This window comes from Enterococcus sp. DIV2467a (assembly GCF_050532945.1).
Classification (GTDB): Bacteria; Bacillota; Bacilli; order Lactobacillales; family Enterococcaceae; genus Enterococcus; species Enterococcus faecalis.
This window is the reverse complement of the sequence record NZ_CP172896.1, coordinates 2,262,950-2,276,531: the sequence shown is the minus strand read 5'-3', so window position 1 is coordinate 2,276,531 and position 13,582 is coordinate 2,262,950. Positions and strand designations below refer to the sequence as shown.

At 36.3% G+C, this 13,582-nt stretch carries 11 protein-coding genes; 5 read left to right on the top strand and 6 right to left on the bottom strand.

Annotated features, from left to right (window positions below):
* Positions 1–8: 8 nt before the first annotated feature.
* Entirely contained in the window at positions 9–1,487 is a 1,479-nt protein-coding gene (locus IGL80_RS10745; protein ID WP_002358798.1) for a helix-turn-helix domain-containing protein, read from the bottom strand.
* 173 nt (positions 1,488–1,660) lie between these two features.
* On the opposite strand from IGL80_RS10745, the gene IGL80_RS10740 reads away from it, so the two are divergent.
* The 5 genes from IGL80_RS10740 to IGL80_RS10720 all read left to right on the top strand — a co-directional run bounded on the left by IGL80_RS10740 (position 1,661) and on the right by IGL80_RS10720 (position 9,059).
* On the top strand, positions 1,661–2,413 hold the full coding sequence (locus tag IGL80_RS10740; RefSeq protein ID WP_010708297.1) for a tyrosine-protein phosphatase: 753 nt from the start codon (positions 1,661–1,663) through the stop codon (positions 2,411–2,413).
* A 78-nt stretch (positions 2,414–2,491) separates the two neighbouring features.
* Positions 2,492–2,722 carry a hypothetical protein gene (locus IGL80_RS10735; protein WP_002355737.1) on the top strand — a complete coding sequence of 77 codons (231 nt, stop codon included), beginning with the start codon at positions 2,492–2,494 and terminating at the stop codon, positions 2,720–2,722.
* Positions 2,723–2,842: 120 nt separating this feature from the next.
* The gene (locus IGL80_RS10730; protein WP_002355738.1) at positions 2,843–5,548 is read left to right on the top strand and encodes a YhgE/Pip domain-containing protein; all 2,706 of its coding nucleotides are present in this window, start codon (positions 2,843–2,845) and stop codon (positions 5,546–5,548) included.
* Positions 5,549–5,768: 220 nt separating this feature from the next.
* Entirely contained in the window at positions 5,769–6,938 is a 1,170-nt protein-coding gene (locus IGL80_RS10725; protein WP_002394312.1) for a cation diffusion facilitator family transporter, read from the top strand.
* 297 nt (positions 6,939–7,235) lie between these two features.
* The gene (locus IGL80_RS10720; protein WP_002379167.1) at positions 7,236–9,059 is read left to right on the top strand and encodes an APC family permease; all 1,824 of its coding nucleotides are present in this window, start codon (positions 7,236–7,238) and stop codon (positions 9,057–9,059) included.
* Between the two features lie 35 nt (positions 9,060–9,094).
* Here IGL80_RS10720 and IGL80_RS10715 read toward each other — a convergent pair whose 3' ends face one another.
* The 5 genes from IGL80_RS10715 to IGL80_RS10695 form a co-directional block, all read right to left on the bottom strand.
* A complete protein-coding gene (locus tag IGL80_RS10715) occupies positions 9,095–9,559 on the bottom strand; it encodes a GNAT family N-acetyltransferase (RefSeq protein WP_002355741.1) in 465 nt (154 codons plus the stop codon).
* Between the two features lie 71 nt (positions 9,560–9,630).
* A complete protein-coding gene (locus IGL80_RS10710; RefSeq protein WP_002363261.1) occupies positions 9,631–10,293 on the bottom strand; it encodes an ABC transporter permease in 663 nt (220 codons plus the stop codon).
* Between the two features lie 3 nt (positions 10,294–10,296).
* Positions 10,297–11,217 (bottom strand): osmoprotectant ABC transporter substrate-binding protein, encoded by a 921-nt coding sequence (locus IGL80_RS10705; RefSeq protein WP_002355743.1) that lies wholly within the window; start codon positions 11,215–11,217, stop codon positions 10,297–10,299.
* A 2-nt stretch (positions 11,218–11,219) separates the two neighbouring features.
* A complete protein-coding gene (locus IGL80_RS10700; RefSeq protein ID WP_002355744.1) occupies positions 11,220–11,855 on the bottom strand; it encodes an ABC transporter permease in 636 nt (211 codons plus the stop codon).
* A gap of 3 nt (positions 11,856–11,858) precedes the next feature.
* Positions 11,859–13,052 carry a betaine/proline/choline family ABC transporter ATP-binding protein gene (locus IGL80_RS10695; protein WP_002355745.1) on the bottom strand — a complete coding sequence of 398 codons (1,194 nt, stop codon included), beginning with the start codon at positions 13,050–13,052 and terminating at the stop codon, positions 11,859–11,861.
* Positions 13,053–13,582 lie beyond the last annotated feature (530 nt).

Sequence of the window (13,582 nt, the reverse complement as noted above, 5' to 3'; positions counted from 1 at the left end):
ATTAGAGATTATTTGCCCAATAACAATTGAATGATTTTTTCAATTGATTGTAGGTCGTAACGATTACTAATATCCGAAAAAATATAGTAATGGTCATACTGGGCAACGAGCTGTTCATTATTGGTATTCATTAAAAGCAAATCATAATGGTTTTCTGCGTTGTAAGGCTCAATTTTCAGCGGATATTTTCCAGCGATACTCTGTTGTATTTTTTGTGCTACCAACTCGCTATAAGCACTGCTCAGTGAGTGATAAACACCAATCGTTATTTTTTTTTCATTTAATTCAGCAATGTGATTCAAAATAAGTGTATAATTAATTTCAGTAAATTGATTTTGGTACTTAGAAGCAGTGGCTTTTGTGGCAAAGTTCGTTGTAGCGATCTCCACTAATTCGTAAACTTCACTTTCGCTAAAAGGATGACGTAAGACTTTCAAAAGTGACTGAATTGTCCAATAATCAAAGGGTAAAATAAATCCTGAAAAATAATAGAGTTGCGCATGTAATTGGAAAAGTAAATTTTCAATATAAAGTAGCCGAATAGGCAGCACGTAATGGGATAAATAACCACGTGCTTTAAGGTACGTTAAAATGACCCGGTTCATTTCGTTAAGATACGTTTTTTCAATTCGTTGTTGTTTTGCTAAACGAAAGGCGAAAGCAGCATTCGCAGAATAATTATGCATGGAACAAAAAAAGTCATAAAACATATAGGCTTCGTTGATTGTATATGGACGGTCGATTCTTTTCATATATGTATGTATAGATAAATTAATTTCTTCAAATAAAGGTCGATCGAGTTGGACATCATGTGGACTAATCGTTGGCAGGGGTTCTAAAACCATGCGACGAAAAGAAATTTTCATCCAAAGTTTAATTTGGAGAATTTCTGTATGGTCAAAGGTAATTCTGGGGATTTCTTGTAATATCTCGATTAATCCTAGGTATTGATTGGCCAGTTCTTTTTCTAAATCTGTTTTTTCTTCAAAGATAAACCAGAAAAAATTAAAAAAGAAAAAGCGAATTTGTTTTTCTTCGCCGACAAGTTTTCCTCGTTTGATACGTAAATTAAACTCATTGAGTAAGTCATTTAATTCAACAATTTTTCGATAATAGGTAGCAGAGCTAATGGCATAATTCTGTTGGAAATACCCGCCATTTATTTCATTTTTATGGAAGAGTTGCTGGACCATGTGAAACTTAATAGATTTATCTAAGAACAACATGATCATTGCTTTCATGGAAAAGGTTGGTGCTTTGTTTAGATAAAGGGTATCACCTAATGCAGTCACGGTGAGGCTTTCTTGAAGTTGCTCTTCTTTCAAAAATTGCTCTAAAAAAGAAAGGTATTCATTCAATGTTGGTAAACTAATATTGAAAAAATCTACTAATTCATTTCGTGTCGCTCGGCCTTTATTATTATATAGGAACAATAAAATATCATTCATATAATCATAAGGCTTTTCTAAAAAATCTCGTTTTAGCATCGTTACTCACCTCTCTTTTAAGAATACTGTATATATGATAAAATGGCAATAAACAACTGATAAAAAGATTGTTTTTTGAAGTGTTTTTTATTATCGTTGAGAAAAAGAAATAAAAAGAAAAAACAAAGTATTTAAATGACAACAAAATAATTAAAATGAAGGAGCGACAGAACATGAACAGCGTAGTGAACTTTAGAGATATTGGAGGATTTCCAACGCAACAAGGTACATCCGTCAAGACAGGGCATTTTTTTCGGAGTGGTGAACTCGTCAATATTGCACAAGCGGATCAACAGAAACTGGTAGAGGACTATCAAATTAAACGAATCTATGATTTTAGAAGTGCAGCGGAAACGCAAGAACGACCAGATGATTCAATTCAAGGAACCAACTATTTACATATAGATATTTTGGCCGATATTCAGGCGCAGACTGCTTCATTAGAAGGAATGCTTAAAACGGTTGGTTCACCCGATGCAGCAATGGACATGGCTTATAAGGAAATGGTTCTTTCCAATTCGGGGCGCAAAGGTTACCAAACATTTTTTGAAAACTTTTTAAGTTATCCACAAGAAGCTATTTTATTTCATTGTTTCGCAGGAAAAGATCGAACAGGAATCGGCGCAGCCTTGATATTAAGTGCTTTAGGTGTGGAACATTCTTATATTTTAGAAGATTATTTAAAGACGAATGAGCAAAGAAAAACCGCTAACGAGCAAATTATTGCGCAATATCAAGCAAATGGAACGCCTCCAGCAGAAATTCAACAATTAGAAACGCTGCTTTATGTGAAAAAAGAGTACTTAGCGACCGCTTTACAGGCGATTGAAAAAGAATTTGGTTCGGTAGAGGGCTATTTAAAAGAGGGACTCGGCTTACCTTTATCCGCCAAAAAAGACATGCTAAGTCTGTACACAAAATCATAGATCCTAAAAAAAGGACTATCCTTTCTAAAAAAGAAGTTTTATAATAGAAAAGAATCTGTTTGTAAGGAGGGATAGGGAATGAAAGAAGGACAAGAACAATTCTTAACGTTCATACTAGATCGAACAAAAGAAGATAAAAAAGAAAAAATGCAAGCGCTACTTGCAGAAATGTTTGAACGCCAACAAACAGGCAAATTAGATAAAATGTACTTGATGACAAAAGCACCAAAACTTTTGGCTTATTTAAAACCAGAAGCCATTGATGAAGTTAAACAAGTCGTTTCGGAATTTTCTAAAAATATGAAATAAACAAACTTAGCTTGAACTTACGACATTTTAAAAATGTGTCGTAACATTCAAGCTTTTGTTTGTTATTCTCTTGTATTTTATGCTAAAGTTATTCAGGCACAAAAAAAAGCAGGTGATTTTATGAAACATATAAAAAATACATGGGAACTATTTATTTTAGATTGGAAAAGAATTTTTAAAAACCCAGTAGCAACATTTTTGATTGTTGCCTTAATGATTATTCCATCATTATATGCATGGTTTAACATTAAAGCACTATGGGATCCGTATTCAAATACAGGAGAGTTACCAATAGCGGTCTATAGTGATGACCAAACAGCAACTTTTCAAGATAAATCGGTCAATATTGGTGATGAAGTCTTGAAAAACTTGAAGAAAAACAAGCAATTAGGTTGGCGTTTTGTTGATTCGAAAAAGGAATTAGACAAAGGGGTCCAATCAGGAAAATATTTTGCCGGGATTTATTTACCTAAAGATTTTTCCAAAGATTTGCTAAGTTTTACTTCTGGTGATATCAATAAACCTAAAATTGAATACTCAATTAACGAAAAAATTAATGCAATTGCACCGAAAATTACGTCAAAAGGCGCTTCTTCCATTCAGTCACAAATTTCGGAAGAATTCATTAAAACGGCAAGTAGTACGTTAATTAAAACATTCAATGATATTGGCTATGATATTGATAAAAACATGGTTAGCATTCAAAAAGTTAAGAGCATGATTTTAGATACAGATGCCAACATTGGAACCATTGATACGTACGCAAAACAAGTCACAGACTTACATGGTAAGATGCCTGAGCTAAAAGAAAAATTAGCGAAAGCCAACGATGCGATGAAATATTTACCTGAAGTTGATGCTTTAGGAGAGAAGATTGTTGAGCTAAATGGCAAAATGCCAAGCATCAAAGAACAAGCTAGTGTTATTTTGACGTTACAAGAAAAAATTCCAGAAATTCAAAACGCTGGCCGACAAATTGCTATGATTGATGAAGACTTTGCTTCTGTGGAACAAACAATGAGCGAAGGAATCCAAGAAGCAAAACAAGGATTAGAAATCATTCAACAAGTCCAAACGGCGTTACCAGATATTCGTAAACTAGGTGATCAAGCCAATGATTTAGGGAATGTCACATTAGATGGCGCCAATAAATTGCAAGAGGCGTTACCAAGCATTACGAATAGCGTTGAAGTGACTTTGAAATCTATCCAGCAAGTTGCTACAACAACAACTTCTGTAGTCGCGACTATTCGTCAAGCGTTAGATGATGGACAGTTAACGCCAGAAGAAAAACAACATATTAATGAAGTAGTACAAGATTTCACAACTAATATCCAACGGCAACAGCAAGCAATTAACGACATTATTGCGTTTATGAAACAACTCCAAGAAAATGCTGGTAATCATGACTTAGATGGTGCGATTGCTCAATTAAGCCATGTAAATGATTTATTAACAGATTTTAGCAATCGCTTGAATCAATTAAATGCTTTAGTCCAAGCGGGTGATATCTCTGGAGTACAAAATTATTTAAATGAGATTGACGAAATGGCAACTAATATTTCTAGTATTGTGGGCAGTGTTGATGTAAACGGAATTAGTAATACCGTTTCAACCATTTTAAACAAACTAACTAGTACCATCCAAAACGCTCAAGGTCAACTAAACAAAGCGCAACAAATTGACTTTGAAGGGTTATTGAGTTCAACAAGTCAAACGGTCACTAATGCGATTTCTTTATTAGAAAAATATCAAGCCGAAATGCCGGCAATTAAACAAGAAATTCATGATGCGAATACGATGTTGAATGGCAATATGGAAACCATTGTCAATGGCATTAATCGTGGTGCTGATTTGTATAAAAACGATTTACCAGTCATTCAAGACAAAGTCAGCAAAGCGGCAGCCTTTATGCAAAATGACTATCCAGGTATCCGAAAAGATTTAACGAATACCTTGAAAACAGTCAATGAGAAAATGCCAGATGTTGAAGCGGCCTTAGACAAAGCCAACGAGCTGATTATTAATGATTGGCCAAATATCAAAACAGGATTACACAAAGCAGCGAATGCAATCCGTAAAGGTGAAAAAGAAGTTGATTTAGGCGAAATTCTTAAATTACTAAAATTAGATGCCAATAAAGAAAGTGACTTCTTTACACAACCAGTTGAAGTCAAAGAACATGCTGTTTATCCGATTGCTAATAATGGTTCGGCAAGTACGCCATTCTATACAGCTTTGTGTTTATGGGTTGGCGCTGTGTTATTCTCAAGTGTTGCGACAACGGATGTTTATCTCGAAGGAAAAGATAAAAAACGCTTCTCTAAACGGGAACAATTTTCAGCACGGATGTTTACCTTCATTGTCATGGGGATTGGTCAAGCACTGATTGTAACCTTAGGTAATTATTTTGCGTTAGGCGTAGATGTTCGTAATCCAGCGTATAGCGTCTGGTTTGCGGTATTGATTGCCATTACGTTTATGATAATGGTTTATGTGCTTGTTGCTCTCTTTGGCAATGTAGGGAAAGGAATTGCGATAATAATCTTGGTACTATCCATCTCTGGTGGGGGTGGGAACTACCCAATTCAAGTCTCAGGTAAATTCTTCCAAATGATTAATCCGTTCTTGCCGTTTACGCATGCCGTGAACTTGCTAAGGGAATCAGCAGGAGGCATTTACTGGCCAAATGCTTGGTTTGCCATTTGGATTATGGTGGGGATTTCAGTCGTCTTTAGTATTGGCGGCGCAATTCTTTATCCACATCTGGAACACAGATCGAAAAAATTTGCGGCTTTAGCACAAAAGAGCCATTTATTCCATTAAAAAACAAAAAGCTGAAAACATCTCTAGCGTTTTCGGCTTTTTGTTTTTCTTTATTTTCAAGGCAACCCTAACAAAGAAGTTTTGGGGGCTCTTGCTTTTGACTTTTTGGCAATGCTAAATAATAAAATCTCCCTCAGAAAGTGAGGTTTTTTGTGTACAAATGTATAAAAAGGTTTTATAGTATTTTTTTAAGAAATAAAAAGTGGGTAGGGGTTGTAAAATGATTCAAGCATTGCTTCAACGATATGAGAAAAAAATTGAACGTCGTAAATTGGAAAAACGAACAGCATTCGGTGCTTTTGCCGGGCGGATTGGGCTTGTTTCTAATTTATTTTTATTCGTTAGTAAATTTATGATTGGCTTGCTTTCAGGTAGTGTTTCAATCATGGCAGATGCCATTAATAGCTTGTCCGATACTATTTCTTCAGTTTTAACATTAGTCGGTTTTTATATTGCTGGTAAGCCAGCGGATAAAGAACATCCCTATGGCCATGAACGTTTTGAATATATTAGTGGAATGCTTGTATCATTAGTGATTACGTTTATTGGGTTTGAGTTTCTAACGACCTCCGTTGATCGTATCCTGCATCCAGAATCAATCAAGGTGACCCCCATTTTATTTGCTGTTTTAGCTTTGTCAATTGGGATTAAAATTTGGCAAGGGCTGTTTTACAAAAAAGTATCAGCAAAAATTGATTCTCAAGCATTAGTTGCTTCTGCTAAGGACAGCTTCAATGATGTTTATACTACATTAGCTGTTTTGGTTTCTGCATTTATTGAAGGCGTCACTGGTTTGCGAATTGATGGATATATTGGTTTTTTAATTGCTGCATATATTATTTATAGTGGGCTGCAGTTAATTCGCGAATTTATTAATGAGTTGATGGGCATGCGTCCGAGCCAAACAGAAATTGATGAAATGAAGAATGTCTTATCAAAAATAGAAACAATTGTAGGATATCACGATTTACTGATTCATAATTATGGTCCCAGCCAAACGTTTGCGTCTGTTCACATTGAAATTGATGATCGCTGGGATTTAAATAAAGCCCATCAGACAATCGATGCGATTGAAGCGAAGTTTAAAGAAGAATTAGATGTTAACCTTGTTTGTCATATTGATCCAGTGAATTTGTATGACCCAACACAACAATTTGTTCATCAAACAATCAAAAAGATTATTCGTTCTTTTGATGCGTCTTTAAAAGTCCATGATATCCGCTTAGTTACCCATGGCGAAGAGCCGAAGATTTTGTTCGACTTGGTTTTGCCTACAGAATCAAAATTATCTGAATTTGAACTGGGTGTGGAAATTCAGCGGCAAGTTTATGAAAAAATTGGTCGTTATAAAGTGGAAATTACCTTCGATCATACGTACTTGTTACAATAAAAGGGAATAATTAACTAAGTTTTCAAGCGAGAGCCAAAAGGTCAAATAGACTTTTAGCTCTCGCTTTTTTGTTTAGAGAATGCAAATGCTTTTGTTATCTGGATTCTCTTGATAAGATAAAGGAAGCGAGGGACTTTAAATGAGTGTCTGATTAAAAAAAGATGGTGATTTTTTTATCTTTTTCAGTAACAAAAATCAATTGACTTTTCATTGTGAGAAGCGTAGCATATGGATTTGTTTGATAAAAAATAATGAAAAAAGTGAGCGGGTCACTCTAGAGAAAAGGAGTAGAAAAAAATGGCGGATTTAAAACGACTGTTCATTGGGAAACCATTGAAATCAGCCGAAAATGATGAACATAAATTAAGCAGATTTGCAGCGCTTGCGTTGTTATCTTCTGATGCACTTTCATCCATTGCGTATGGTACAGAACAAATAGTGGTGGTTCTGGTTACTTTGTCGGCGGCTGCGATTTGGTATTCATTGCCAATTGCTGCATTTGTTATTATTTTACTTATTTCTTTAACATTGTCGTACCGACAAATTATTCATGCGTATCCGCATGGCGGCGGCGCATACGTTGTTAGTAGTGAAAACCTCGGCAGAAATGCCGGTTTATTGGCTGGTGGTTCGTTGTTAGTCGATTATATGCTAACAGTAGCCGTTTCAGTTTCAGCGGGTGCAGAGGCGATTATATCAGCGATTCCAGCGTTATATGGTCATCAAGTAGCAATTTCTATTGGGATTGTGATATTGATTACCTTAATGAACTTGAGGGGCCTGAGAGAATCAGCTTCGTTCTTAATGTTGCCAGTGTATAGTTTTATCGCAATTATTACCTTACTGATTGTTGTTGGGCTATTTAAAATTGTGACTGGCGCACAGCCATTGAATGCGACAGCTTTACCAGGAGCCGTGGTTCCAGGAATTTCTATTGCCTTAGTTTTACGGGCGTTTTCATCTGGTTCTTCTTCCTTAACAGGGGTTGAAGCAATCAGTAATGCAGTGCCATTCTTTAAGAAACCACGAGCAAAAAATGCTGCTGGGACGTTAGCGTTAATGGCAACGATTTTAGGGTTCTTCTTCGTGGGGATTACGTTTATTAACTATTGGTATGGGATTGTGCCCAAAGAAGAAGTGACAGTTCTTTCACAAATTGGGAAAGCGGTCTTTGGTCAAAATATTTTATATTATTTATTACAGTTTGCGACAGCCTTAATTTTAGCGGTTGCCGCTAACACAGGATTCTCAGCCTTTCCAGTTTTGGCTTATAACTTAGCCAAAGATAAGTTTATGCCGCATATGTATATGGATCGTGGCGACCGTTTAGGCTATTCAAATGGTATTTTAACTTTAGCTGCTGGTTCCATTGTTTTATTATTGATTTTCCAAGGTTCCACAGAACGTTTAATCCCATTGTATTCAATTGGTGTGTTTATTCCGTTTGCTTTGTCTCAATCGGGCATGGTTGTAAAATGGCGAAAAGAAACTAAAAATTGGTTGCCAAAATCAATTGCTAATATTGTCGGCGCCTTTATCTCTTTCGCGATTATCGCCATTTTGTTTATTTATCGATTAGGGGACATCTGGCCGTTCTTTATTATTATGCCGGTGTTGATTTATGCATTTTATCGGGTCAATACTCACTATAAAAATGTGGCGGAACAGCTACGTTTAGAAGATGGGGCACAGTTGCATGAGTTTGACGGGAATACAGTTATTGTTTTAGTAGGGAACGTAACCAAGGCAAATGTCGGCGCCTTGAACTATGCGCGTTCCATTGGTGATTATGTTGTTGCTATGCATGTCTCAATGGATGAAAATGTTGAGAAGGAAAAAGAAATTCAGGAAGAGTTTAAAAAACACTTCCCGGACGTTCGTCTATCAATTGTCCATTCTTCGTATCGTTCACTGCAAAATCCTATCTTACGTTATGTTGATTTGGTTAGTAAAAATGCCACGAAGCATAACTACAGTACAACAGTTTTAGTACCACAATTTGTACCAAATAAACGTTGGCAAAATATTTTGCATAACCAAACAAGTTTACGCTTGCGGATTCGTTTAGCGTGGCGGGAAAATATTATTGTGGCTACCTATAGTTATCACTTGAAAAAATAAAAAAAAAGTCTGCCATCTTTTGATGGCAGATTTTTTTATTGACGTAATTGTTTTTGATAAATTCTAGCGCAAGACTGCTCTTCAGTGGTTACCATTGTCAAAAATTCCCAGTCATATCTTTCATAAAAAGTAGTATGGTCTGTAAGCAGATAAAGCTTTTTAAATCCAGAATTAGCAAGAAAATCACCAACTGTTGTTAAAAGAATTCCTGCTAAGCCTTGGTGACGAAATGTTGGTTCGACATACAATGCACAAAGGTTTGGCGTAAGGTCTGCACGATTGTGGAAGTCATTATCAATTACGCCCACGCCTGCAACGATGTCCTGCTGTTTATTCAAGCAGACCCACCAATGTGGTACGTGGTTTTCGCTAGTTAGCATTTCCTGCATACTTCCTTGATACGCTTCAGCGGGGATTTGCCACTTTTGGCTAAACCATTGAGCAGCTGACGGAATTAAGTGTGGTTGTTGGTTTAAATCGATAATAGTATAGTTAGACATTATTGATCTCCTAGATAAAAGAACAGATCCCATTGAAAAGAAACAATGTTGGATCTGCTCTGTATTTTTTATTAATTGGAATGTTTGCTAGCTGGGTCTAAACGCCGTTCAATAATCCCTAGAACCCAATCTGTGATAATCGCCATAAAGGCCGTTGGTAAGGCACCGACTAAAATGATAGAAGCACCATCTGTGGCATTGGTTCCACGAATAATAATATCCCCTAAACCACCAGCTCCAACGAAAGCACCAATCGCAGTAATCCCGATTGCGACGACTAACGCATTTCGAATACCTGCCATGATTACTGAAACAGATAAAGGTAACTCGACCATATAAAGAAGTTGTACTTTTGTCATACCCATTCCTTTACCAACATCTAAAATATTGCGATCCACTTGAATCATGCCAGTGTACGTATTCTTGATGATTGGTAGGAGAGAATAAAGGAAGACCGTTACAACCACCGTGTTGACGCCTAAGCCCATTCCCAACATTAAAATCGAAAGCATTGCCAAAGCTGGTACTGTTTGGATAATGTTCGCTAAACGGATAATCCAGTTGGCTAAGCTACGTTTACGTGAAATCATAATCCCAATAGGAATCCCGACAATTGCAGCAAAGATTACGCCATAAATCGAAATTAAAAAGTGACGTAAAAATTGTTGAAAGACGTAGCCGCCATTTTGTTGGAAATAGTAGATAAATTGTTGGAATAAATTCATATTATTCATCTGTTACTCCCCCTCAAAATAGTTATTTTCTTTTAAGAAACGTTCGGCTACGACAGCAGGTTCAATTAAATCATTATCTGCTTGATAGTTCAATTCTTGCATTTTTTTGGTAGAAATTTTACCATCTAAGCGATTTAAGACATCTTTAATTTCCGGCGTTTCTTTTAATAATTTGTCACTAACCACAGGAGCGGCATCATAAGGCGGGAAGAAGCGCTTGTCATCTTTTAACATGACTAAATCGTAACTACCAATCCGGCCATCTGTTGAGTAACCTAAGATAACGTCCATTTTTCCAGCGTTGACTGCATCGTACACCAAGCCAATTTGCATTGGTAAAATAGATTTAAATTGGAAGTTGTATTCCTTTTTAAAGCCTTCATAACCGTCGCCTTCACGTGTGATCCACGCAGTATCGACACCAGCAACTAATTTGTCTGCGACTTTCCCTAAATCACTGACTGTTTTTAAATTGTATTTCTCAGCCGTTTCTTTTGTAACTAAGAATACATAAGTATTTTCAAATCCATATGAAGGGAACCAAGTTTGTTGATAACGTTTTTCAAATTCTGATTGAACTAGGTTAAACGCTTTTTTAGGGTCTTTTTCCGCTGGTAAACCAAGCGTAGTAGTCACGTCAGTACCAGTATAACGAGCTGCAGAAATTGAGGCATCTCCGTTTAACATTGCTTGGTGATTTATGGTAGTAGTGGCTAAGTTGTTAATCACATTTGTTTTTTTATCTGTGTAATGCTCAACCATATCCGCTACAATGCTCCCTAAAATCTGCGCTTCTGAAGTAATCCCACCTGTAATGGCAACAGTGTTATCATCAGAAGTTGAAGCGAGACCAGGTAAAGAACAACCTGCCAATAAAAGTAAACTGCTTAAGAAGAGTAAGCTTAACTTGAGTTTCTTTTTCATCATTATTCGCCCTCCCTTAAAGCTTTTGGCGTTAAACGATTTTCTAATAATCCAAGAAGAACATCTGCTAAAAGCGCTAAAATAGTTACCGGAATAGTCCCGCCAAAGATTAATTCTGGCTGATAGTTATTTAATCCACTGAAAATCATATCACCAAGACCACCTGCACCAATATAAGAAGCCAGTGTAGCCCAAGCAATGACATAGACAGCAGCTAAACGAATGCCGGCCATAATTGTTGGCATGGCAATGGGTAATTCAACACTAAAAATAGACTGTAAATTGGTCATGCCCATGCCTTTAGCAACATCTCGGTAATTTTCATCGACATTTTTCATTCCGATATACGTGTTTCTTAAAATAGGTAGAAGGGAATAGATGAATAGCGCGATAATAGCGGGTGTTTTGCCGACACCAAAAATTGGAATCATCAAAGCTAATAAAGCCAACGAAGGAACCGTTTGTAAGGCACTTGTTAAACCAATGACAATATTGGCTACTTTGGGCAAACGTGTTAACCAAACGCCAACGGGTACAGCGATAGCGACCCCTAATAAAAGTGCAAAGAATGAAATATAAATATGTTCAATACTTTTTGAAATCATTTCTGATCCATATTCTTGAAAGAAGCTACTCATTGCTTACGCCTCCTCTTTATCAGTTTCGGACTCGCTTTGTTTTGCTTCTACAGCTTCACTAATCGTTGTTTCATCGCCCCAGATAACATCATAAACAATGTCAACAAGGGAAGCACGTGTTAAGATGCCCACCACTCGTTTTTGTTCATCAACGACTGGCACATATTTTAAGCCGCGTTTTAAGATTCTTTGTAAAGCATCACGTAAAAGAGCGGTTTTTTGAACAAAGAAGACATCTTTATTCAAGATATCACCAACACTAGAAGCTTTGCCACGTTGCTGATCTAATGTTTCAACATCGATAAAGCCTTTAAGCACATGGGAATTATCAACAACTAATAAGGTATCAACCCGTTTTTCACGCATCAATTTAATCGCTTCTTGTAAAGATTTTTCCGGCGTGATAGTAATAGCGGAATTTAACATGACTTCATCAACAGTGGTGAAATCAGGTTTGGCTTGTAATAAGCGATCTTCTCCGATGAGTTCTTCTACAAATTCATTGGCTGGATGACGTAAAATATTATCTGGTGTGTCAAATTGAATTACTTTGCCTTCGCTCATAATGGCAATTTTATTTGCTAATTTCAACGCTTCATCCATATCATGAGTAACAAAGACAATAGTTTTTCCTAAACGTTCTTGCAAATCTTTCACTAAATCTTGTAATGAATCACGGGTGATAGGATCTAAAGCACCAAAAGGTTCATCCATTAGAATAATATCTTGATTGGCAGCTAAAGCCCGCACAACGCCGATTCTTTGTTGTTGTCCCCCAGAAAGTTCATTGGGATAGCGGTCTAACATTTCTCGTGGTAACTCAACCAAATCAATCATTTTTTCGGCTATCTTATTGCGTTCTTCCACAGGTACTTTTAATAATTTAGGCACTAAAACGATATTTTCACGAATGGTCATGTGAGGCATCAAGCCGATATTTTGAATGACATAGCCAATTTGGCGACGTAGCTCTACAGGATTGATTTTTTGAATATCTTGGCCATCAATTAAAATTTTTCCTTTTGAAGGGTCGGTCATGCGGTTAAGCATCCGCATTGATGTTGTTTTTCCACTACCACTTGTTCCGATGAAGCAGATAAATTCACCTTTATCGAAAGACAAATTAATGTCATCAACGGCGACTTTTCCGCCTTTATAAAATTTTGATACATGCTGAAATTCTATCAACTTACTCACCTCAACTAAATATTTTGAAAATGTATCTTATTACTAGTATGCTATAAAAATGCGATTTCGACAAATGTAATCTATTTTTAATGGGAAAAAGAAGGCGGTAAAATTTTTTTAATTCGTTCTAAAAAAAAGAAAAGATAACTATTGTTTAGTAAAAGTTATCTGAACGAAACAAGATGTTAAAAAGAGTATTCTGAGAAGGAAGAAAAGCCGCTATAACAAAGAAAAGTGTCCTTTGTAGCAAGTTGACGGGAGCTGAGTTTTTCATTAGAATGGAAAGAGAACAAGGGAATAAAATAAAAAAAGGCGCTTCATGATTTAGCGGCAACTAAATCACGAAGCCTTGAATAGTCACCTGTGCAAGTGGACCATCAAGTTGCCCGTTCAATCAATGGAAACCATTGATCACTTTTATTTTACTGAATTTTTGAAAAAATTACCAGTTTTTTTAAGAAGTAAGAAGTGGAAGAACGAAGGATGCTTTTTATGGAATGTGCAATGACGTTCAGAAAAATCTGAAGGTCATTTTTTAT